General features: G+C 36.9%; 22 protein-coding genes. 21 read left to right on the forward strand and 1 reads right to left on the reverse strand.

The window, feature by feature from the left end:
• Positions 1-114: 114 nt before the first annotated feature.
• The 11 genes from thiE to WMO14_RS08810 all read left to right on the forward strand — a co-directional run bounded on the left by thiE (position 115) and on the right by WMO14_RS08810 (position 11602).
• Positions 115-1374: a thiamine phosphate synthase gene (gene thiE / locus WMO14_RS08760; RefSeq protein WP_022502872.1), complete on the forward strand. Its 1260-nt coding sequence runs from the start codon at positions 115-117 to the stop codon at positions 1372-1374.
• A 22-nt stretch (positions 1375-1396) separates the two neighbouring features.
• On the forward strand, positions 1397-2464 hold the full coding sequence (gene mnmA / locus WMO14_RS08765) for a tRNA 2-thiouridine(34) synthase MnmA (RefSeq protein WP_090139487.1): 1068 nt from the start codon (positions 1397-1399) through the stop codon (positions 2462-2464).
• Entirely contained in the window at positions 2464-2613 is a 150-nt protein-coding gene (locus tag WMO14_RS08770; RefSeq protein WP_022502870.1) for a hypothetical protein, read from the forward strand. The genes mnmA and WMO14_RS08770 overlap by 1 nt, the downstream gene beginning before the upstream one ends.
• A gap of 112 nt (positions 2614-2725) precedes the next feature.
• Entirely contained in the window at positions 2726-3913 is a 1188-nt protein-coding gene (gene nifS / locus WMO14_RS08775) for a cysteine desulfurase NifS (RefSeq protein ID WP_022502869.1), read from the forward strand.
• Positions 3914-4271: 358 nt separating this feature from the next.
• Complete coding sequence (locus WMO14_RS08780; RefSeq protein ID WP_022502868.1) at positions 4272-4637, forward strand: CidA/LrgA family protein; 366 nt, start codon at positions 4272-4274, stop codon at positions 4635-4637.
• On the forward strand, positions 4630-5322 hold the full coding sequence (locus WMO14_RS08785; RefSeq protein ID WP_022502867.1) for an LrgB family protein: 693 nt from the start codon (positions 4630-4632) through the stop codon (positions 5320-5322). The genes WMO14_RS08780 and WMO14_RS08785 overlap by 8 nt, the downstream gene beginning before the upstream one ends.
• A gap of 99 nt (positions 5323-5421) precedes the next feature.
• Positions 5422-5994 (forward strand): cytidylate kinase-like family protein, encoded by a 573-nt coding sequence (locus WMO14_RS08790; protein ID WP_090139489.1) that lies wholly within the window; start codon positions 5422-5424, stop codon positions 5992-5994.
• 176 nt (positions 5995-6170) lie between these two features.
• Positions 6171-7763: a potassium/proton antiporter gene (locus WMO14_RS08795; protein ID WP_022502865.1), complete on the forward strand. Its 1593-nt coding sequence runs from the start codon at positions 6171-6173 to the stop codon at positions 7761-7763.
• A 24-nt stretch (positions 7764-7787) separates the two neighbouring features.
• Complete coding sequence (locus tag WMO14_RS08800; protein WP_022502864.1) at positions 7788-8459, forward strand: YoaK family protein; 672 nt, start codon at positions 7788-7790, stop codon at positions 8457-8459.
• Between the two features lie 10 nt (positions 8460-8469).
• The gene (locus tag WMO14_RS08805) at positions 8470-10299 is read left to right on the forward strand and encodes an ATP-dependent helicase (RefSeq protein ID WP_349153688.1); all 1830 of its coding nucleotides are present in this window, start codon (positions 8470-8472) and stop codon (positions 10297-10299) included.
• A 115-nt stretch (positions 10300-10414) separates the two neighbouring features.
• Positions 10415-11602 (forward strand): AI-2E family transporter, encoded by a 1188-nt coding sequence (locus WMO14_RS08810; RefSeq protein WP_349153689.1) that lies wholly within the window; start codon positions 10415-10417, stop codon positions 11600-11602.
• 168 nt (positions 11603-11770) lie between these two features.
• On the opposite strand, the gene WMO14_RS08815 is transcribed toward WMO14_RS08810, so the two are convergent.
• Positions 11771-12715, reverse strand: coding sequence for an L-lactate dehydrogenase (locus WMO14_RS08815; protein ID WP_349153690.1), 945 nt, complete (start codon positions 12713-12715; stop codon positions 11771-11773).
• Between the two features lie 315 nt (positions 12716-13030).
• Here WMO14_RS08815 and WMO14_RS08820 point away from each other — a divergent pair, with 315 nt between their 5' ends.
• The 10 genes from WMO14_RS08820 to cysD all read left to right on the forward strand — a co-directional run bounded on the left by WMO14_RS08820 (position 13031) and on the right by cysD (position 23962).
• Positions 13031-14284: a GH25 family lysozyme gene (locus WMO14_RS08820; RefSeq protein ID WP_055175498.1), complete on the forward strand. Its 1254-nt coding sequence runs from the start codon at positions 13031-13033 to the stop codon at positions 14282-14284.
• Positions 14285-14406: 122 nt separating this feature from the next.
• Positions 14407-15405 carry an ABC transporter substrate-binding protein gene (locus tag WMO14_RS08825; RefSeq protein ID WP_022502860.1) on the forward strand — a complete coding sequence of 333 codons (999 nt, stop codon included), beginning with the start codon at positions 14407-14409 and terminating at the stop codon, positions 15403-15405.
• A 20-nt stretch (positions 15406-15425) separates the two neighbouring features.
• On the forward strand, positions 15426-16823 hold the full coding sequence (gene cobA, locus WMO14_RS08830; RefSeq protein WP_022502859.1) for a uroporphyrinogen-III C-methyltransferase: 1398 nt from the start codon (positions 15426-15428) through the stop codon (positions 16821-16823).
• Between the two features lie 259 nt (positions 16824-17082).
• Complete coding sequence (locus WMO14_RS08835) at positions 17083-18057, forward strand: sulfate ABC transporter substrate-binding protein (RefSeq protein WP_242854142.1); 975 nt, start codon at positions 17083-17085, stop codon at positions 18055-18057.
• Positions 18038-18958 carry a sulfate ABC transporter permease subunit CysT gene (gene cysT / locus WMO14_RS08840; RefSeq protein WP_082421596.1) on the forward strand — a complete coding sequence of 307 codons (921 nt, stop codon included), beginning with the start codon at positions 18038-18040 and terminating at the stop codon, positions 18956-18958. Before WMO14_RS08835 ends, cysT begins: the two co-directional genes overlap by 20 nt.
• An 18-nt stretch (positions 18959-18976) precedes the next feature.
• On the forward strand, positions 18977-19846 hold the full coding sequence (locus tag WMO14_RS08845) for a sulfate ABC transporter permease (RefSeq protein WP_116443654.1): 870 nt from the start codon (positions 18977-18979) through the stop codon (positions 19844-19846).
• Positions 19846-20907, forward strand: coding sequence for an ABC transporter ATP-binding protein (locus WMO14_RS08850; protein WP_022502855.1), 1062 nt, complete (start codon positions 19846-19848; stop codon positions 20905-20907). The genes WMO14_RS08845 and WMO14_RS08850 overlap by 1 nt, the downstream gene beginning before the upstream one ends.
• Positions 20908-21025: 118 nt before the next feature.
• Positions 21026-22747: an adenylyl-sulfate reductase subunit alpha gene (locus WMO14_RS08855; RefSeq protein ID WP_090139495.1), complete on the forward strand. Its 1722-nt coding sequence runs from the start codon at positions 21026-21028 to the stop codon at positions 22745-22747.
• A complete protein-coding gene (locus WMO14_RS08860; protein WP_022502852.1) occupies positions 22731-23045 on the forward strand; it encodes a 4Fe-4S dicluster domain-containing protein in 315 nt (104 codons plus the stop codon). Before WMO14_RS08855 ends, WMO14_RS08860 begins: the two co-directional genes overlap by 17 nt.
• A 17-nt stretch (positions 23046-23062) precedes the next feature.
• Complete coding sequence (gene cysD / locus WMO14_RS08865) at positions 23063-23962, forward strand: sulfate adenylyltransferase subunit CysD (protein ID WP_090139497.1); 900 nt, start codon at positions 23063-23065, stop codon at positions 23960-23962.

The following is a 23962-nucleotide window of genomic DNA, read 5'->3' on the forward strand; positions in this document are numbered from 1 at the left end:
GCTTGTTAAGTTTATGATATTTTGCTAAAGATTTATTATAAGACAGTTGCTTTAAATTGAAAAGAATTATATTATACTAATGTAAAAAAAGTGTACGCAGAAATGGAGATTATTATGAAAGTTACCCGTGAAGATATGCAGCTTTACGCCGTTACAGATACGCAATGGCTTAATGGCAGGGATTTCTATGAAGAAATTGAGAAAGTCCTTGCGGCAGGAGCTACATTTTTGCAGTTAAGAGAAAAGGATTCGACACACGAGGAGATTGTAAAAAAAGCATTGGCAATTAAACCGATAGCAAGAAGATATGGTGTGCCATTTGTTATAGATGATGATATATACGCGGCGTTAGAGGCAGATGTTGACGGAGTTCATATAGGACAAAGTGATGCAAGCTACGAAACAGCAAGAGAGCTTCTAGGACCTGACAAGATAATAGGAATGACAGTAAAGACACCAGAGCAGGCGGCAAATGCGGCAAGACTTGGTGCTGATTATGTTGGAATGGGAGCTGTATTTCATACAAGCACGAAGAAAGATGCCAAAGATTTAAGCAGGGATAATCTTCTTAAGCTTACAGCTATGCTTGATATGCCGATAGTTGCAATTGGAGGCATTAATTATGACAACTGTGATTATTTAAAGGATACAGGCGTGGACGGAATTGCTGTTGTATCGGCGATATTTGCAAGTGATGACTGCTCGGAGGCGACAAGAAAGCTTTATAAGAAGACAAGAAAGCTGTTTAATTATAATAAGAACATAATATTTGATATGGATGGAACACTTGTTGACTCTATGCCGTTCTGGAAGAATAGTGCAAGGGAATATGCCATTTTAAGAGGTGCTAAGCTTCCAAAGAATTTTGATGAGATAACAGGAGTTATGGACCTTTCGGAATATGCGGCTTATCTGCAAAATGTTCTTGGGATTGATACATCGCTAGAACAGATAACAGAGGCAGCAGTTGATATTATGAATAAGCATTATGCAAGTGATATTCCTGCAAAGAAGGGAATGATAAAGCTTATAAGAAGAGAATATGAGGCTGGAAGCAAGCTTGTAATATTCAGTGCTTCCGATACTTCCAGTGTGGAAATTCTTCTTAAAAGGTTAGAAATATATGAATGTTTTGAGGGAATATACACAGTATATGATGTCGGCATAGGAAAGAGTGATAAGGAAAGCTATAAAAAGGTTGCCAGGTCAGCAGGAATGGATATATCTGATACGTGGGTGTATGAGGATATTCTAAGAGGCGTTCGGGCGGCACATAATGCTGGATTGAAAGTGTGTGCTGTATATGATAAAGACTCGGCAGATGACTGGGATGAGATATGCAGTATTGCAGATAAATGTATAATAACCGGATAATATGGATTGAAATGGAGAATATATGAAGAAGAAAGTTGTTGTAGGTATGTCAGGAGGTGTTGACTCATCTGTTGCCGCATATCTTTTAAAAGAGCAGGGTTATGACGTTATTGGCGTTACAATGCAGATATGGCAGGACGATGCAGTAGAGACAACAGAGAATGGCTGTTGTGGAATATCTGCTGTAGATGATGCAAGACGCGTGGCTGGACAGCTTGATATACCTTATTATGTAATGAATTTTAAGAATGAATTTAAGAAAAGTGTAATTGATTATTTTGTTGATGAATACAAGAGGGGAAGAACTCCTAATCCTTGTATCGCCTGCAACAGATATGTCAAATGGGAATCGCTTCTTAAAAGAAGCCTTGATATAGGTGCTGATTATATAGCAACTGGACATTATGCAAGAATAAGCCAGCTTGATAATGGCAGATATGCAATTAAGAACTCAGTAACAGCAAAGAAAGACCAGACATATGCACTTTATAATCTTACACAGAGCCAGCTTGCACACACTCTTATGCCAGTTGGAGATTATACTAAAGATGAGATAAGAAAGATTGCGGCAGATAATTATCTTATGGTTGCAAATAAGCCGGACAGTATGGAGATATGTTTTGTTCCTGATAATGATTATGCAGGATATATAGAAAGAACTACTGATTATAAGTCAGTTCCGGGCAATTTCGTTGATGTTGATGGTAATGTAATCGGAAAGCATAATGGAATTATCCACTATACTGTTGGACAGAGAAAAGGGCTTGGACTTGCTATGGGACATCCTGTATTTGTAGTTGCAGTAAGACCTGATACCAATGAAGTTGTTATTGGTGAGAATAAAGATGTATTTACTGATACATTGTATGCTGGGAATCTTAATTTTATGGCAATTGAAGCCCTTAAAGAGCCAATGAGAGCAAGAGGAAAGATACGCTACAGCCATGAGGGTGCAGACTGTACAATAAGAATGATTGATGATAACACGCTTGAGTGTAAGTTTGATAAGCCACAAAGGGCAGTTACACCAGGACAGGCACTTGTATTATATGATGGTGAATATGTTCTTGGTGGAGGAACTATCATATAATGAGCACAAAAGAAAAGGAAGCGGCTGCGAAGCAGACATTTACTTTTCTTGTGCCATTAACGAACGAACAGTCGTGCGAAGCAGGACGAGAGAGTGCGATAGCACGGGTTCGTGAGTATAGGGTAGATATAATAACGTTAAAGAAATAAAGAAAAGGAAGCGGCTGTAAAATTTTCTTGACAATTACTATGTCTGCTTTATAATATTTCATATTGGATAGATAGGTTGATATTCAGAAACAAAATGCGGAGGATAATAATAATGAGTAAGTTTATTTATATGGATAATGCGGCTACAACAGCAGTAAGACAGGAAGTTGTTGATGCTATGGTGCCTTATTTTACAGAATCATACGCTAATCCATCAAGTGTATATAGTTTTGCACAGAAGACTAAGAATGATATGGAAGAAGCAAGAGAAACTATAGCTTCTATTCTCGGTGCGGCTAAGCCTAATGAAATATATTTTACAGGTGGCGGAAGCGAGTCTGATAACTGGGCATTAAAGGCAGCAGCAGAGGCATTTAAGTCAAAGGGTAATCACATTATTACAACTAAGATTGAACATCATGCAATTCTTCATACTTGCGAATGGCTTGAAAAGCACGGATATGAAGTGACATATCTTGATGTTGATGAATACGGAAAGGTTGACCCTATAGAATTCGAAGCGGCAATTAAAGATACAACAATACTTGCAAGCATAATGTTTGCTAATAATGAAATCGGTACAGTTGAGCCAATCAAGGAACTAGGTGCAATTGCACATTCTAAGGGAGTGATATTCCACACAGATGCTGTACAGGCATTTGCACATATTCCTATTAATGTACAGGAAATGAATATTGATATGTTAAGCGCAAGCGGACATAAGTTCCACGGTCCTAAGGGAATTGGTTTCTTATATGTAAGCAACAAGGTTAAGATTGGTTCATTTATTCACGGTGGTTCACAGGAGAGAAGCAGAAGAGCAGGAACTCACAATGTACCAGGTATTATCGGAATGGCTAAGGCGGCAAGCATTGCCAATACTAATATGTCAGAGAATATTAAGAATATCTCAGCAATAAGAGATCACATTATTGACAGAGTGTTAGCAGAAATTCCATACTCAAGAGTTAATGGTGACAGAACAGACAGACTTCCTGGAAATGTTCATTTCTGTTTCAGATTTATTGAGGGTGAATCAATGCTTATTATGCTTGATCAGAAGGGAATATGTGGTTCATCAGGTTCAGCCTGCACATCAGGTTCACTTGACCCATCACATGTTCTTCTTGCAATCGGACTTCCTCACGAGATAGCACACGGTTCATTAAGACTTTCACTTGGTGAAGATGCAACAATCGAAGATGCTGATTATGTTGTAGATGAATTAAAGGGTATCGTAGAAAGATTAAGAAGCATGTCTCCTTTATACGAAGATTTCGTAAAAGAGCAGGGAAAATAATAATATAATGTGTACGGTTTAATGTATACTTGTTGCAGCTGCAGTTGTCAGGATAATCTGATAGCTGCGGCTTTTTTATGTAATAGGAAATTCCAATAGAATTCCCTATTACATAAAAGGCACTATATGCCGATTATGCACACTCGCACGAAGATGTATTTTATCGCAAGCGACCGTGCTCGGTGCAGGAATGTGTTTTTACATATTCTTTTTTATATGTGTTATTGTATTTTTTGTGTATTTCTGGCGGATACACTTGATATATATAACGAGGCAGAGATATAATAGTTGGCGAATTTGTGCACTGGACCGTTCAAATATATATGAAATAAGAGCACAAAAGAAAAGAGGTTTATTTATGAAGTATCTTAAACAGTTTTTGATTATTCTTGTAATCTCGTTAGTGGGTGAATTGATGAATAAGTTCATACCACTTCCAGTACCGGCAAGTATCTATGGTATGGTTATCTTATTTGCTGGTCTTCTTACAGGATTGATTAAGCTTGACGCAGTTAAGGAAGCAGGACGATTTCTTATAGAAATTATGCCTGTAATGTTTATTCCTGCAGGAGTAGGTCTTATATCATCATGGCTTAATTTAAAGCCGATATTAGTTCCGATATGCATAATAACAGTTGCAACAATATTTACTGTTATGGGTGTAAGCGGACACGTTACACAGTTTATTGTAAGACGTACTAAGAGAGGGGATAATAATGAATAGTTTTTTTCTTGATTCAGCATTTGCGGGAGTAGCAATAAGTCTTATCGCATATATGGCAGGAACATTTCTTAAAAAGAAGTTAAAGCTGGGATTGTTTAATCCACTGCTTATATCTATAATTGTAACTATGGTTGTATTAATAATTGGTAAAGTTGATTATGAAAGCTATAATGCCGGTGCGAAGTATCTTAGCTGGCTTTTGACACCAGCCACGGTGTGTCTTGCCATTCCTCTTTATGAGCAGTTCGAGCTTTTAAAAAGTAATTGTGCGGCAATTATATTAGGAATAGCATCGGGAGTTGTCACAAGCCTTGTTACAGTGCTTGTATTATCGGTGGTTTTTGGACTTACCCACGAGCAATATGTAACATTGCTTCCAAAGTCAATTACAACTGCAATTGGTATGGGTGTATCAGAAGAACTTGGCGGATATGTAACGATTACAGTTGCAGTTATTGTTGTAACCGGAGTAATTGGCAATATATTAGCAGAATTTATATGTAAAGTATTCAGAATTACAGACCCGATAGCTAAAGGTGTTGCGATAGGAACATCTGCACACGCTGTAGGAACAGCTAAAGCTATTGAAATGGGAGAGATAGAAGGTGCTATGAGCAGTCTTTCAATTGCTGTTGCAGGTATACTTACAGTAGTTGGTGCAAGTGTATTTGCGAACTTCTTATAAAAGAATAAGAAGTTGTGACACACAGGTTTCAAAATATTGAAGATTATTTCTGTGTGTGAAAAAATTTTATATATATAATAATGAGAATGGAGGATAAATATGATTATTACAATTGCAAGACAGTGTGGATGTATGGGTGATGAGATAGGTCAGAGACTTGCTGATGAGTATGGACTTACATTTTATAATAAGGAACATATTGTTAAGCTTGCTAAGGAAAAAGGGATATATGATAAATTCCCTTATTTCTTCTCCGAGATACCGGTAAATGCTTTAATGCATTCTATAAGCAGTGACGAGAACAATGTACTGCTTAGCGAGGCAAGAAAAGCCCTTTATCCAATAATAGGTGACGGTGATTGTGTGATAATAGGCAGGGGAGCTAATTACGCATTTTCTGACAGACCAGACAAGGTAAGCGTATTCTTAAGCGGAGATAAGGCTGAGAGAATTAAGCATATAGCAGATGTCCATAATATTTCTGAAAGAAAGGCGAAGGTTGTTGTTAATGAAACTGACAGCAGGAGAGCAGAGTTTCATAAATATTGTTCTGATCAGGAATGGGGAAATGCGGCATATTACGATATGTGTATAGATGAAACAAGAATTGGTGCTGACGGAGTTGTCGGAATTATAAAAGAATATATAAACAATTGTATGTTTGACAAATAATTGCCAGACTGATATTATAGGAACATATTATCTTTGACACAATAGATAAAAATATACTAAATAAACAGATTAGTTCGGAAAGTGTGAATGAAGAAGTAAGATAACAGAGTGATAAGTCCTTCATATCTAAAGAAGTGTATACAGCTTATGAGGGCAGGCGTTAAAAGGGAGATTGTATGACATTAGAAATAATATTAGTAGCATTGGTGCTTATTATGTGTATTGCGGCAGACAAGTTTTCGGGAAGGTTCGGCATGCCTGCACTTATACTTTTTATAGGTATAGGTATGTTATTTGGATGCGATGGAATAGCTGGAATTGAATTTGACAATTTTACTATGACAGAATATATATGTAATATTGCACTTGGGTTTATTATGTTTTATGGTGGTTTTAATACTAAATGGAAGACTGCCAGACCTGTTGCTGTTAAAGCTGTTCTATTGTCTACCTGTGGCGTAATTCTTACAGCGGCATTTACAATGCTGTTCTGTTATTTTGTATTGAGATTTCCAATAGCGGAAAGCTTTCTTGTTGGAGCAGTTCTGTCAGCAACAGATGCGGCGAGTGTATTTGCAATATTAAGACGTAAGAAGCTTAATTTAAAAGATGGTGTTGCTTCGCTTTTAGAGATAGAGAGTGGTAGTAATGACCCTATTGCTTATATGCTTACTGTTATAGGAATATATATTCTTAATGGTGATAATCTTATAAAAGTTCCATACGTTATATTTGCACAGATTGTATATGGTGTGCTTATTGGCATAGGTCTTGCGGTGGCTGCCATATATGTTCTTACCAGGACGGATATAATTGTAAATGGACTTGATACTATATTTATTCTTGCTGTTGTGCTTTTAGGCTTAGGACTTTCACAGTTAGTCGGCGGCAATGAATTCTTATGTATATATCTTTTTGGCATTCTGCTTGGTAACAGCAGGATACGCAATAAAGGTAATATTGTTCCATTTTTTGATGGTGTAACAACACTGGCACAGATAGTTATATTCTTTATGCTTGGATTGTTATCCTACCCTCACAGATTTTTAACAATTATACCAATATCTATAGCAATTGCGGTATTTCTTACATTTATAGCGAGACCGGCCGTAGTATTTGCGATACTTAAGCCGTTCAAATGCTCGGTACGTCAGTGCCTTTTAGTGTCGTGGGCAGGTCTTAGGGGAGCATCTTCAATAGTGTTCTCTATAGTGATTATGGCGGGCGGAAGCGTTATGTCAAAGGATTTGTTTAATATAGTGTTTATGATATCACTTCTGTCAGTTGCAATTCAGGGAACGCTTCTTCCAGCAGTCTCAAGACGGTTGGATATGATTGATGAAACATCAGATGTACGTAAGACATTCAATGATTATCAAGAAGAATCATCAATTACGCTTATGCGTATGTTCATACCTAAAGGTCATAATTGGGAGAATAAGCTTATAAGTGAAGTACATATGCCGACAGGTGCAATTGCACTTATGATAAAAAGAGGCAGGGAAACAATTATTACAAGAGGCAATACTAAGATATGCGGCGGGGATAATCTGATACTCAGTATTCCCGCATATGAGAATGGCGATAATGATTCGCTTGAGGAGATTAACATAACTTCGGATAATAACTGGTGCAATAGAACAATACGCCAGTTGGATCTTCCAGAAAATCTTATAATTGCCCTTGTAAAAAGAGGAGAAGAGAATATAATACCTATTGGCGATACACTTATACAGAATGGTGATGTTGTAGTGATATATCGCAGATAATACAGGAAAGAGGTTGGTATTATTATGATAACCAAGAAACAAATCCAGATGTCAGAAACATTTCTGAATAGTGCAGTTCTTGCGGTGTCAGGTGGATTTCAGGATGCTTATACATATTTCACAAGAGATAAAGTATTCTCTAATGCACAGACAGGAAATGTTGTCCTTATGAGTCAGAATTTTATGACAGGAAATATAGTCGGTGGAATTAAGTATCTGTTTCCTTTCTTAGCATTCGGACTTGGAGTGTTTGTGACAGAACAGATTAATGCCAGATACAAGATGGCAAAGAAAATCCATTGGAGACAGTTAGTTCTTCTAATAGAAATTATAATACTTACAATTGTAGGTTTTATACCAGAGACTTTTAATATGGTGGCAACAATTATGGTGTCATTTTCGTGTGCTATGCAGGTTCAGGCATTCAGAAAAGTCAACGGCTTTGCATATGCAAGCACAATGTGCATAGGTAATTTAAGAAGTGGTACAGATGCACTTTCTGTATTCGTAAGAGAAAGAAAAAAAGAGCAGTTATTTAAAGCAATTCATTATTTTGGAATTATATTTTTCTTTGCACTTGGTGCAGGAATAGGCGGTAATTTATCAGAAACATTTGGAATACATACAATATGGGTATCATCAGTTATACTTATGGTAAGTATGGTGCTTATGTGGTATGAAAAGTTCAGAATTTAGGAGAATTTGATTGAAATATAGTAAAGAACAGCAGAAAGCCATTAACACAATTGATGGACAGGTGTGTATCATATCTGTTGCAGGTTCAGGAAAGACATCGGTTATAGTGGCAAGGGCTAATAATATAATTAAATCAGGTGTCAGACCATATAGAATACTGGTACTTACATTTTCCAAGGCTGCGGCAGTGCAGATGGCAGACAGGTATAAAATGCAGTATGGCAGTGATGGCATAAGATTTTCAACTATACATTCCCTGTGTTATTCGGTACTTGCAAGAGCATATAATCTGAAGGCTGAAGATATATTATCGGAAGCCGGAAGATTAAAGTTCTTTACTGAATTTCACAGACAGCTTTTATATAAGAGAGTATCAGGGGTTCCTGATGATTTTGATGAGTATTATAGAAAATGTAACGAATACATAAATAGTATGGCGGTCGGTACGGCTGACATTCAGGACAGTAAAAGCAGTTCTAAGGCATATCTTGAGATAACTTTTTCCCAGTATAAGGAATTTAAAAAGAATAATAAGAAGCTTGATTTTGACGATATGATATTATATTGTCACAAATGCTTAAGCTCTAATAAGCAGGAGCTGGAATACTGGCAGGGAATATTTGACTATATAATGGTTGATGAGTTTCAGGATACAGGCACATTGCAGGCAGAGATTATATATATGGTTGCTGATTTAAGGAAAAATGTGTGTGTAGTTGGAGATGATGACCAGTCAATATATGGTTTCAGAGGAGCTGACAGCTCAATATTTAAGGAATTCTCAAGAAAATATCCTGGGTCTGTACAGATAATTCTGGGTACTAATTACAGAAGTCTTCCATATATAATAGAAGGTGCTGACAAAGTAATAAGAAATAATGAAAACAGAATTGCCAAAAATATGTCAGCATACAGGCAGGGTGAGGGAAAAGTGCACATAAGACAGACCGCATCTTATGGCAGGCAGGCAGATATGGCAGTGTCACTTATTAATGACTATGTAAAGACAGGCGGACATTTAAGCGATATTGCAATACTTTACAGGGTGAAGAAAGAGGCCTCGGTGCTTGTCAATACATTAGAAACGATAGGTATGCCATTTTTTACAAGGGATAATGTGGATGATATTCATCTTGGCATATGTTTTTACGATATGCTTGCATATTACAGGCTTTCAAGAGGTGTGCCGGAACAGACGGATCTTAGACGGATAATTAACAGACCCAAAAGATATATAAGAAGCAACCTTGTGCACAATTGCGAATTTGACAGGAATAAAATATACGAAGTCTGTACAAAGAATGCCAGCAGACAGGATTGCTTAAGAATTAACGACACAATCAATGATATGTTTCTTGATTTCAGAAGTCTTTCGAGGATAGATAATCCGACACAGTTTATCAATTATATATACGATGATATGGGGTATGAAAATGACCTTTTTGAGTATGCAGAGTATACAGGACTTGACAGCGGGGATATCATTAACCAGTCAGAAGCTATGAAAAAGGAAGCACTGAAGTTTGATAATATGTCTGAATGGTACAGATATATAACTGACAGGGAATACAGGGTGAGAACGGATAAGAATGAAGGCGTGTATCTTAGCACATTTCACGGTGCTAAGGGACTTCAATGGAAGAAGGTTATAATAATATCAGCGAATGAACAGGTGACACCATATGCTTATATGGGGAAGGTTGATGATTATGAGGAAGAACGCAGGCTATTTTATGTTGCTATGACAAGGGCAGAAGACGAGCTTGATATTATCTATATAGATGGCGGGTCAAGACACCAGAAGAGGTCAAGATATGTGCAGGAGCTTATAACAGTATAAATTTTAAAGTGTAAATTAAGTGTAAATTATCCTGTAAAATATTGCATTATTGTATATTTTAAGCCATAATATATTACATTATCAGAAGTTCATATAATAATTGGGAGAAGTATTAATGGAAAAAAGAGAGAAGAATAAAAATATAATTGTATTGGGTATAGTTATGGCAATAAGTCTTTCTGTAGCACTTAATATAGGGAATATATTTGGTGGTATAGGAACATTTTTTAAGATTCTGAATCCAATAATTCTAGGTTGTATGCTTGCGGTTATATTTAATGTGCCAATGGAAGCATTGTCAAGACAGTTAGAGAAGCTGTCAAAGAAAGTAAAGTTCTTAAGAAAAGAAAAGGCACGCAACGGGATAAGCCTAGTTGTGACAATAGTTATAGTTGTGCTTGTATTAGCTGTTATAATGTGGTCTATTATTCCGGATTTGATAGAGTCGATTACTGGATTTATAAAGAATTTTGATAATAATGTAAATGTAGTGACTGATATTCTGGATAAATATGATGAACATCTTACGTTTATTAATGATTATGTTGAAAAGATTGACTGGAACAGCATACTTAAAAAGTCTGGAGAGGTTGCCGGAGCATTTTTCCAGAGCATATTTACGGGTATTCCACAGATAGGTTCATCTTTGTTTAATCTTAGTATATCTGTGATAATTGCAGTGTATGTGCTTATGGATAAAAGACGCCTGCTTTCACAGACAGAAAGGCTTTTAGAAGCTGTATTTGGAAAGAAGGTATCTTCTAAGGTTACAGGTGTTACTAACCTTTTTGCACAGACTTATGCAAGTTTCCTTACAGGACAGTGCGTTGAGGCTTGTATACTTGCCGTGCTTATGTTTATTACACTTAGCATATGCAGAATGCCATATGCCGGACTTATAAGCATAATGGCGGCAGTGTTCCAGTTCGTTCCATACATAGGAACATTTTTAGCGTGTGTTGTTGGTGCATTTCTTGTGCTATTCACCAATCCGGTACTTACTATATGGTTTGTAATCGTATTTCAGATTGTTCAGTTTATCGAGGGACAGTTCATATATCCAAGGGTTGTGGGAAGCTCTGTAGGACTTCCGGCACTCTTTACATTAATGGCGGTGTTCTTAGGCGGCAAGTTCTTCGGCCTTCTCGGGATGATATTCTTTATTCCGCTCACATCGGTTATATACCAGCTCCTTAGAGATATGGTAAACAACCGCTTATCGTCAGATAAGGCTGGCAACAACACAACACCAGAAACAGGGAATGCGGATACTTTGAAGGCAGATAGTGGTAGTGCAGAGTAGTTGTAACTCTGATTTTAAATCTTCATAAATAACGTTATAATTGATAAAAATGCGGTGGATTGTTCTGCTGTATGATTAATAACGGGGTAATAATTAACCTGCTGTAATATATGTATTATAATATACATTTATTACAGCAGGTTTTTAATAAAATCTGTTTATAATCTTTTAGATATAATCTTTTGCAATATCTTTAAGAATATTGGCAGAGTCTTTTAATTTTGTAAGCTCCTCATCATTCAATTCAATAGGAATTACCTTCTGTACGCCGGTTTCATCGACGACAGCAGGAATACTAAGGACAACATCATTAAGTCCGTATTCGCCTGTCATAAGGCTTGATACTGGAAGAATGGATTTCTCATTACGAACGATTGCCTCGCATATTCTTTTGACAGCCATTGCAATTCCGTAGTATGTGGCATGTTTTCTTTCAATAATTTCATAAGCACTGTTTCTGACATTTTCAAATATCTTCTTCATAGACTGCTCGTGGTTGAAGTGACCACGAAGCTCGCAGAAGTCATTAACCTTAAGACCGCCTATTCTTGCATTGCTCCAGGCAGCAAGCTCGCTGTCGCCGTGTTCACCAATAATAAAAGCGTGAACGCTTCGGCTGTCAACGTCAAGATGTTCACCAAGCAGATATTTGAAACGGCCTGTATCAAGTACAGTTCCGGAACCAATTACCCTGTTAGATGGATAACCAGATTCTTTAAGTGCAATAAGTGTAAGAATATCTACAGGGTTAGATACAATAAGAAGAATTCCACCAAAATCACGTTTCTTGATTTCGCCAACAATTGATTTCATAATAGCCGCATTTTTCTTGATAAGGTCAAGTCTTGTTTCATCAGGCTTCTGGTTAGCGCCAGCAGTTATAACAATAATTGCGGCATCAGTAATATCATTATAATTACCAGCATATATCTGCATAGGTCTTGCAAATGATATGCCGTGGCTTATATCCATAGCTTCACCTTCGGCTCTTTTTGTATCTGCATCAATAAGAACCATTTCTGAGAACAGACCACTCTGCATAAGTGCAAATGCAGATGATGAACCAACAAAACCACAGCCAATTACAGCAACTTTTCTACTATTTACTTTCATAATTATACCTCATTTCTTATACAGCCGGATAATATAATGTCCAGTTAAGCTGGAATTATTGAACGGTATTCGTCTGTATATATTGTTATTTCTTTAACAAACATTATAGCACCACTTATAGTGTATGCAAGATTTATATTCAAAACATTTTTTTGTGCAAAATAATCATAAAATTATTATTAAAATTAACATATTCAGAAGATATGTTATTGACTAATTAGTGTAATATTAGTATTGTAATGAAATTGGTGGTAATTATATTTTGATATTCTGAGTTAATGTAAAATAAAGATTTAACATAAATGGGGGATTGCTATGAAGAATATAAAGAAGTTTGTAAAACGTAAAGGACATCACATAGCAGCAGTACTGGTAGTTGTATTGATATTAGTAACAGCCGGGGTATGTGTAAGCATACCTGTTATCAAGGTTACTAATAAAAGAAAGGCGAGCAAAGATGTTTTAGTGAGTAATACAATACAGGTAGCTGACAGCACTTATGGGATTCCTGGTAACAGTGCGGATGCAGATAATTCATATGTTGAATTAGCAGATGGTGACCCACAGTCGGATAATATGTCACAGGAATTAAGTGAGAATGGGATAGAGCTTAATATAACAACATTTTCTAATGATAATATGGCATATTCCAATGGCATTGATGTATCCAAATGGCAGGGAAAGATTGACTGGAATAAAGTCGCAGAAAGCGGAATTGATTACGCGATGATAAGAGTTGGATACCGTACAGATATATATGGAACTATATGCGAAGATGAATATGCGTCATACAATCTTGAGGGAGCACAGAAAGCGGGCATAGATATAGGTGTGTATTTCTTTTCGACAGCGGTTGACGAGGACGAAGCAATAGAGGAAGCATGCTGGGTCATAGATTATATATCAGCCTATGACATAACATACCCTGTTGTATACAATTGTGAAGATTATAATAATCCTTCAAGCAGAATGTATAATCTTAGTAATGAAGAAAGAACTAACAATGCACTTGCATTTATGGATACTGTGGACAGAGAAGGCTACGATGCCATGTTATATGCTGGCAAGGGTCAGATTGTTAATAATAAGGAATGGAATATACAGGATATAGAAGCCAGATATCCGATATGGGTGGCATCTTATAAAGATGGAACATATCCAGCAGTAGAACATCCTTCATACACAGGTGCGTGTGCTATGTGGCAGTATACTAATAATGCCAGAATAGATGGAATATCAGGATATGTTGACGTAAATGTTGCTTATTTTAATTACAATTCAAGCTTTAATTATAATTATGGCACACAGGCATCAGTGTCGGGACAGACACAGCAGAGCCTTAATACAGCTGAATTGGGAATTATCTTTAACAGTGTTAATGAGGAGGTAACTGCTAAAGAGCCGGTTAATCTAAGAAGTATCCCAGAAGTATCAGGTGATATTGTAGATGTGCTTGATAATGGAGATATAGCATTGCGAACAGGAATAGGTGATACCGGCTGGTCAAGGCTTATATATAATGGAAATGTTGTATATGCGGTTACGAGTTATCTTACAACAGATTATTAAATATCTATAATACCAGTGTAGAATTGTATGTGTGCAGTACGGAACAATCCGTAGGTATCATAAGCTGGAGGCTTTTCACCCAAGCATTATATATACAATATTTAAGAACGGAGATTTAATTAATGACAAAAAGAAAAATAACTAACAAAATACAAAGGTTAATATCACTTGCACTTGTTGTAGTTATGGTGTTTGCTTTTGTAGGCTGTGGAACTGCAACAGAAGATGTTAATGTAGATAATTCTGGTTATAATGCCGGTGCAGGTGCTTCAGCTGACAATCCATATACGTTTATAGATGATTATGGAAGAACAGTTACAGTAACTTCTTATAAAAGAACAGCAACACTTATAGGAAGTTTTGCAGATGTATGGATGTCTGCTGGTGGAAGTGTAGTGGCAACAGCTAATGATACATGGACTAATTTTGATTTAGGGCTTTCAAGTGATGTTGTCAATATTGGAAGTATACTAAATCCTAATGTGGAACTTCTTATAGCTTCAAGACCAGATTTTGTTATTGCAAGCTGTAATACAGATTCTAATATAGCACTTATGCAGACACTTGAAAATGCAGGAATAACAGTAGCATATTTTGATGTATCTAATTTTGAGCAGTATCTTAATATGCTTGACAAATGTACTATGATAACAGGCAGGAGAGATCTGTATAAGACTAATGGAACAGATGTTAAAGAGCAGATAGATACTATAAAATCAAGAGTTGATGGCAGCAATCCAAAGATATTATTTATAAGAACTTCGTCAAGCAGTGTCAAGGCAAAGCAGAGCGAAGGCTCAGTAGGCGGTGAGATATTAAAGGATTTGGGCTGTGTTAATATAGCAGACTCAGATACATCACTGCTTGATGATTTAAGCCTTGAGGCAATTGTAGTAGCCGACCCTGATTACATATTTGTTACAACACAGGGCAACGATACAGATGCGGCTATCCGTAATATAGATAAGCTTCTTACATCTAATCCGGCGTGGTCGTCATTAACTGCTGTAAAGCAGGGACGTTACTATGTTCTTGATAAGAAGCTTTATAACTTAAAACCTAATGCGAAGTGGGGTGAAGCCTACAAGCAGTTAGCGGATATATTGTACATTGATAGGTAAAATATTCAGGAGGAATTACTATGGGTTATTTTCCGTTTTTTATTGACATTAAAGGAAAGAAAGGTCTTGTTATCGGAGGAGGCAGAATAGCAGAGCATAAAATAAGCAAGCTTCTTGCATATGAGCCGGAACTTACAGTTGTTGCAAGAAAGGTAAGCGATAGCATAAAGAGCATTGAAGGCATTAATATTATTGAAAGAGAATTTGTTAATTCAGATCTGGACGGATGTTCATTCTGTATAGCTGCTACAGATGATGCAAAATTTAACGCATATGTTGCAGGCGTATGCCGCAAATACCACATTTTTATAAATGCGGTAGACGATAAGGATAATTGTGATTTTCTGTTTCCGTCTGTATACAAAGCAGGAGATTTATCTATAGGAATATCTACCCAGGGAGCAAGTCCTTATGTTGCGGCAGATATTAAGAATAGAATAGCACAGGAGCTTCCTGCGGATATTGAAGATATACTTATGTATCTTGGTTCAATTAGGGATAGTATTAAAGAGAATGTAGATGATGCCTCTATGAGAGCTGATATATTCAAGGAAGCTGCAAGAAAATGTATGGTGCTTGGCAGAGAGCTTGACAAGGACGAATTACAGGATGTTATTAATAAAGTAAGTGAGAGGATTACTGGTAAAGATAATACAAATGCTGAAACAAAGGCAGATGGGAAATATTCTTACAGCAAGGGCAAGGTTGTAATTGCTGGTGCAGGCTGTGGAACTTATGATCTTATAACTGTAAGGGCGTTAAATGCCATAAAGAAGGCACAGGTGCTTGTATATGATGACCTGATTGATAACCGCCTTATGGAATTCTGTGTTGAAAGCTGTGAAAAGATATATGTTGGCAAGAGAAATGGAAGACACAGTATGGCACAGGAAGAAATTAACGAACTCCTTTTAAAGAAAGCCAATGAAGGAAAGCTTGTTGTCAGATTAAAGGGTGGTGACCCATATGTATTCGGACGTGGTGGAGAAGAAATGCTCTATCTTAAGTCAAATGGCATAGAAACAGAAGAAATACCAGGAGTAACATCAGCAATAGCAGTTCCTGCAATGGCAGGCATACCAGTTACACATAGGGATGTAAGCAGAAGCTTTAGTGTTGTCACAGGACATACCAAAGATATGGACTCACTTTATGAAGAAATAAGAAATTCGGCTTCTATGAATGGAACTTGTGTATACCTTATGGGACTTACACATCTTGCACAGATAACTGAGGCACTCGTAAGCGGAGGTAAGCCTAAGAACACTCCAGCGGCAGTTATTACAGGTGGATTTGATGATACATACAGAATAGTCAAAGGTACACTTGCTGATATTGAATTAAAGGTAAGAGAAGCAGGCATAACATCACCGGCAGTCATAGTGACAGGAGAGGCTGTAAACATCAATTTAAAATAATTTTAAAATAAACACATAAACATATTGACTTTATAGGAAATAAGGTTTATTATATCAATAATTTCCAAGGGTTGCCAGACAGCAGCAAAGGTGTCTGGCAATATTTTTTAAGTAATAAACATACTAACACACTATGTATGTATGAATGGTGGGTATATAATAAATTTAAAGCCCATAAGAAAGGAGCAGACCTATGAAATATCTTGAACATAACGGACATTCTGATAAAAAAAGGTATAAATTATGTATGCTTCTTATTATGTGTATTACGATGACATATATAGCGGCAGGCTGTGGCAGTAAGAGAGATGGACTTACAATAACTAATGTTTCTTATGACCCTACAAGAGAGTTCTATGAGGAATATAACAAAGTCTTTGCCGATTACTATATGGCTGAATACGGAAAGCAGATAAAGGTTATACAATCTCACGGAGGTTCAGGAAGTCAGGCACGCTCAGTAGTTGAAGGCTGTAATGCAGATGTTGTTACACTTGCACTTGAACACGATATATCCCTTATAGAGAATACAGGTCTTATTGATGCAGGCTGGAAGGACGAATATGATAAAGACTCATCTCCGTATACTTCAACGATTGTATTTCTTGTAAGAAAGGGCAATCCGCTTAATATATCAGACTGGGATGATTTAATTAAAGATGGTGTTGAGGTTATAACACCAGATCCTAAGAGTAGTGGTGGAGCGTGCTGGAATTTCCTTGCGGCATTAAGCTATGCAAGAGATAAGAATAACAGTGAAGATAAGCAGAAGGAATTCTTAGGAAAGCTGTATGCTAATGTATCAGTGCTGGATTCCGGAGCAAGGGGCTCAACAACAACATTTGTTGAGAATAAAAAAGGCGATGTGCTTATTGCATGGGAGAATGAGGCACTTACATCATTAGCTTCATATCCTGATGAATATGAGATTGTCACACCATCTGTAAGTATTCTCGCACAGCCAAGTGTGGCAGTTGTAGATGATAATGTTAAAGTCAACAAGACAGAGGAGCTTGCAAGCGAATATTTATCATTCCTGTATTCAAAGCAGGCACAAAGAATAGCCGCAGATTATGGATACAGACCAACAGATGAAGAGGTATTGAATGAATATAGTGGTAAATTCAATCTTACAATAAAGCTTGATACAATAGCTGATTACGGCGGCTGGACTCAGGCATACAAGATATATTTTGATGATGGAGGCTGGTTTGATGAAATCTATAACAACTGATAGAACAATTGATAATAATAAACAGCCAGACTATGATACAGCGTTTGATGAAATAAAGAATAGCAGAAAATTCGGTAAAGATAAAAAAGTACGTGTTATACCGGGATTTCATTTAACACTTGGAATTACAGTTACTATGTTATCACTTATAGTATTAATTCCACTTGCTTCGGTTATGGTATATTCACTTAAGCTTCCACCAGCCGAATTTATAAGGCTGGTTACTAAGCAGAATGTCGTCAATGCTTTTGTTACAAGCATTGGATGTTCATTCATAGCGGCAGTAATCAACTGCGTGTTTGGAACAATAATTGCATGGACGTTTGTTAAATACGATTTTGCTGGAAAAAGAGTGCTTGACGGACTTATAGAACTTCCATTTGCACTTCCAACAGCGGTAGCTGGTATTACATTATCGAAAATGTATTCTGAAACCGGAATACTTGGCAAACCGCTTGCTTCAATAGGTATAAAGGTATCTTACACACATCTTGGACTTATTACAGCACTTGTGTTTGTAGGAATTCCATTTGTTGTAAGAGCGGTAATGCCTGTTCTTGAAAAGATGGATTCTCAATATGAGGAAGCGGCATATATGTTAGGTGCAAGCCCATCAAAGACATTTTTTAAAGTAATCCTTCCAGAAATCAGCCCGGCACTTCTTACAGGCTTCGGACTTGCATTTGCAAGGGGAATAGGAGAATATGGAAGCGTTATATACATATCAGGCAACAGTGCCAAGGAACATACACAGGTTGTATCCTATGTAATAATGCAGAAGCTTAATTATATTGATTATGCTTCGGCGACAGCGATTGCACTTGTTATGCTTATAATATCTTTTCTGATACTTCTTATCATTAATATAATACAGATGAGGCAGGCAAAGCGTACAATGTAGAGAAAATGGAGGTTAAATATGAGCGAGAATGATAAGCCTGAAAAAAGAAAAAGAAGAACAAGAAGCATATGTATTCTTATCACTGTTTTGTTTATAACAGTTATGCTGATTATGCCTCTATTATCAATAATAGCAAGTTCATTAAAAGAGGGCTTTAGTTTTTACATTAAATCAATAACAACTCCATATGTATTGAGTGCGTTGAAGGTAACAATTATTGCTACTGTTGCTGCAGTTGTTATTAATACATTATTTGGAATTATAGCGGCATGGTTACTTACAAGATTTGATTTTAAAGGCAAGCAGGTGCTTGCAACACTTATTGATATACCATTTTCTATATCACCGGTTATTGTAGGTCTTGCGTTTCTTATGACATTTGGACGACTTGGTTTTTTCTATCCTGTTATAAGATGGTTTAATGAGTTTACAGGAAGCAATATAAGAATAGCCTTTGCGATACCGGGAGTTGTGCTTGCTACAATATTTGTTACATTTCCATATGTATCAAGAGAGATAATACCAGTGCTTAACTCACTCGGAAAGGACGAGGAGGAAGCGGCGGCTTTAATGGGTGCTAATGGTTTTACAATATTTTTTAAGATAACTCTTCCTAATATAAAATGGTCGTTGATATACGGAATAATTCTATGTACATCAAGAGCATTAGGAGAGTTCGGTGCGGTTAATGCATTATCAAAGACAAGAGGAGAGACATTCACGCTTCCACTTGAGATAGATGCACTGTATATGTCGGGTACAGATACATCAATAACATCGGCATTTGCAGTATCATCAATATTAGTAATTATAGCGATTATAGTTCTTGTATTAAGGAATATATTTGAACACAGACAAAGTGATTATAAGAAAGGAGGGCAAAAGTAATGTACGTTGAGATGAAGAATATTTTTAAGCAGTATGGAAACTTTCGTGCATCTGATAATGTGAATTTCGGAATAGAAAAGGGAAAGCTTGTTGCATTGCTTGGTCCTTCGGGAAGCGGTAAGACAACAATATTAAGAATGATTGCAGGTCTTGAAACACCAAGCTTTGGAGATATATATATTGATGGAAAGAGAGTTAATGATGTACCAGCTAATCAAAGAGAGATTGGTTTCGTATTTCAGAACTATGCTCTTTTTCGACATATGACAGTTTATGATAATATAGCATTTGGACTTAAGCTTAAGAAAGTTCCAAAAGATGAGATTAAGAAAAGAGTTACAGAGCTTCTTGATATAACAGGGCTTGCAGGTCTTGAGAAAAGGTATCCTAACCAGTTATCAGGTGGACAAAGACAGAGAGTAGCTTTTGCAAGAGCGTTAGCACCTAATCCATCAGTGCTTCTGTTAGATGAACCATTTGCGGCGATTGATGCAAAGGTAAGGACAGAACTTAGAACGTGGCTTCGCAGTATGGTTACCAGGCTTGGAATAACAAGTATATTCGTCACACACGATCAGGACGAAGCTGTTGAAGTGGCTGACGAGATTATAATTACTAACCACGGAAAGATAGAGCAGATGGGAAGTCCGATAGAGATATACAAATCTCCAGCAACACCATTTGTTGTTGAATTCATTGGAAAAGCTTCAGAGGTTAATGATTATTCAAAATTAAAAGGTTTTGATGAGATACAGGGAGCTAAAAGAGCAATAATAAGACCTGAATTTGTGAAGCTTTCTAAGTATGGAAAGCTCCAGCAGTACAACAGTGCTGCTGAGGAAGGTTATGTTGAGGATATTCTTTTCAGAGGCAATCATCTTGATGTAACTGTTAATATTGGAGGAACAATGATAACAGGAGAGTGGTCACTTGAGAAAGAGCCGCTACAGGTTGGGGAAAAGGTTCACGTTCTTATATATAGAATATACGCAGTTGATGATGAAAAGACATATCTTTGCGAGAACAAGGGTATGAGGGATGATGACGTATTCTATATTTAACCAGATTAAAGTTATGTTTCTGCCAGGTTAAATGCTTTGTGTGTATACGCACAGCTTCAGATTAGTATATATCTGATAAAGACCTGTGGACAAGTTTTACAATGAGAAAGGAAAGTTTATGCAGATTAATGGTTTAAACAGATTAACAACAGATGTGCTTATTATAGGTGGTGGAACAGCAGGCTGTTATGCGGCACTTACAATAAGGGAAAAGTCAGATGCTTCAATTATAATTGCAGAAAAGGCGAATATAAAGAGAAGCGGCTGTCTTGCGGCTGGTGTTAATGCGATAAATGCTTACATAGTTGAAGGCAGAAAGCCAGAGGATTATGTTGAATATGCAAAGAAAGATGCTGACGATATTGTGAGGGAAGATTTACTTCTTACAATGTCAGAAAGACTTAACGAAGTAACAGCCAAGATGGAAAAGCTTGGACTTGTAATTCTTAAAGATGAGAATGGCAGATATGTTGCAAGAGGCAACCGTAATATTAAGATTAACGGTGAGAATATTAAGCCAATACTTGCAGATGCAGTAAATAGTCTTGAAAATGTAATTGTAATTAACAGACTTAATATAACTGATTACATAGTAAAGGATAATACAATTCTTGGTGCTGTTGGTTTTAATATTGATACTGGTGAAGCTTATGAGATAAGAGCTAAGAAGGTATTATGTGCGACTGGTGGAGCGGCTGGATTGTACAAGCCTAACAATCCAGGATTTTCAAGACATAAAATGTGGTATCCTCCATTTAATACAGGTGCTGGTTTTGCTATGGGTATTAATGCAGGTGCAGAGATGACAACGTTTGAAATGCGTTTTATAGCTTTAAGATGTAAAGATACAATAGCTCCTACAGGAACAATAGCACAGGGAGTTGGTGCAAAGCAGGTGAATTCTTTAGGTGAGGTATACGAGAACCGGTATGGACTTACAACTTCACAGAGAGTATACGGAACTGTAAGGGAGAACATTGAGGGCAGAGGTCCTTGTTACTTAAGAACAGAAGGAATAAGCAGTGAGCAGGATGAGTCATTAAAGAAAGCATACCTTAATATGGCACCAAGCCAGACACTTAAATGGATAGAGTCTGGAAAGAACCCAAGTGAGCAGAATGTTGAGATAGAAGGAACAGAGCCTTATATTGTAGGCGGACATACGGCGAGTGGTTACTGGGTTGATACTAATAGAAGGACAACAATCAATGGTCTTTATGCGGCAGGAGATGTTGCAGGAGGCTGTCCTCAGAAGTATGTGACAGGTGCTATGGCAGAAGGTGAAATTGCGGCAGAAGATATTGTTAAGGAATTGAATAGATCGGACATCACAGAGAATGCATTTTCACAGAGTACAGCTGATGAATATGCAGACAAGCTTACTGATGAAAGAATAAAAGAATATAACGAATATCTTAGGCGTGAGGATAAAGATACCATTTTCTCGACAGAAGAACTTGAGGAAGCTATGCAGAAGGTTATGGATACATATGCTGGTGGTATAGGAAGTCATTACCAGTTCAATGAAAAGCAGCTTAAGCTTGCCAAAGAAAAGATTGAACAGATAGAAACTCTTTCAGAAAAAGCTAACGCTAAAGATTATCATGAGCTTATGTTTGTATATGAATTAAAGGAAAGACTTACAGTCTGTCAGGTGCTTATAGAACATTTGAAAGCAAGAAAAGAAACAAGATGGCACAGCTTTGCGGAGAACCTTGATTACCCAGAGAAGTCAGATGAATGGCTTAAGTATGTTAATACAAGAAAGGTAGACGGAAGGATAGAAGTGAAATATAGAAATCTTGTGGGAAGAGGTGAGACATATGAGCATAGTAATTAATAAGGAGAAATGTGCTGGCTGCGGACAATGCAGTATCGTCTGTCCGGGAAGTCTTATTAAGATGGGAGAAGATAAGAAAGCATATATGAAGTATCCTAAGGACTGCTGGGGATGTTCATCTTGTATCAAGGAATGTAAGTTTGAAGCTATCGCACTTTATCTTGGAGCAGATATGGGAGGTATGGGAAGTAAGATGAGCGTTATTTCCAAAGGCGACTTCCTTAACTGGAATATAGATAAGACAGACGGAAGCAGGGAAACGATAGTAATTAATAAGAAGGAATCTAATAAATACTAGAAAGGACGGATAAAAGAATGGCAGAGTTATCACATCTTGATCAGCTTGAAGCTGAGGCAATATATATAATAAGAGAGGTGGCGGCTGAGTGTGAAAAGCCGGTTATGCTTTACTCAATAGGAAAGGATAGTTCAGTAATGCTTCATCTTGCAATGAAAGCATTCTATCCGGAGAAGCCACCATTTCCATTTCTTCATGTTAACACAACATGGAAGTTCAAGGAAATGATTAAGTTCAGAGATGAAACAGCTAAGAAGCTTGGCATTGAAATGTTAGAATATATCAATGAAGATGGTGTTAAGAAAGGAATTAATCCTTTTGACTATGGTTCAGTGTATACAGATATTATGAAGACACAGGCATTAAAGCAGGCACTTAATAAATATGGTTTCACAGCAGCTTTTGGTGGTGGACGTAGAGATGAAGAAAAGTCGAGAGCCAAAGAAAGAATATTCTCTTTCCGTAATGAAAACCACGCATGGGATCCTAAGAACCAGAGACCAGAAATGTGGAAGTTATACAATTCACGTATTAACAAGGGTGAAAGCATAAGAGTATTCCCAATCTCTAACTGGACAGAGACTGATATATGGCAGTACATAAAGAGAGAAAATATAGATATCGTACCTCTTTACTTTGCGGATAAAAGACCAGTTGTTGAAAGAGACGGAATGTTAATTATGGTTGATGATGATCGTTTCAAGTTAAGAGAAGGCGAAAAGATTGAATACAAGAATGTAAGATTCAGAACACTTGGCTGCTATCCTCTTACTGGTGGTGTTGAGTCTAATGCAACAACACTTGATGAAATTATTGATGAAACTCTTAGTGCAGTATCTTCTGAGAGAACAACAAGAGTAATTGATAATGAAGCAGCAGGTAGTATGGAAAGAAGAAAGAGAGAGGGGTATTTCTAA

It is taken from the genome of Lachnospira rogosae (ex Hitch et al. 2025), assembly GCF_040096455.1.
Lineage (GTDB): Bacteria > Bacillota > Clostridia > Lachnospirales > Lachnospiraceae > Lachnospira > Lachnospira rogosae.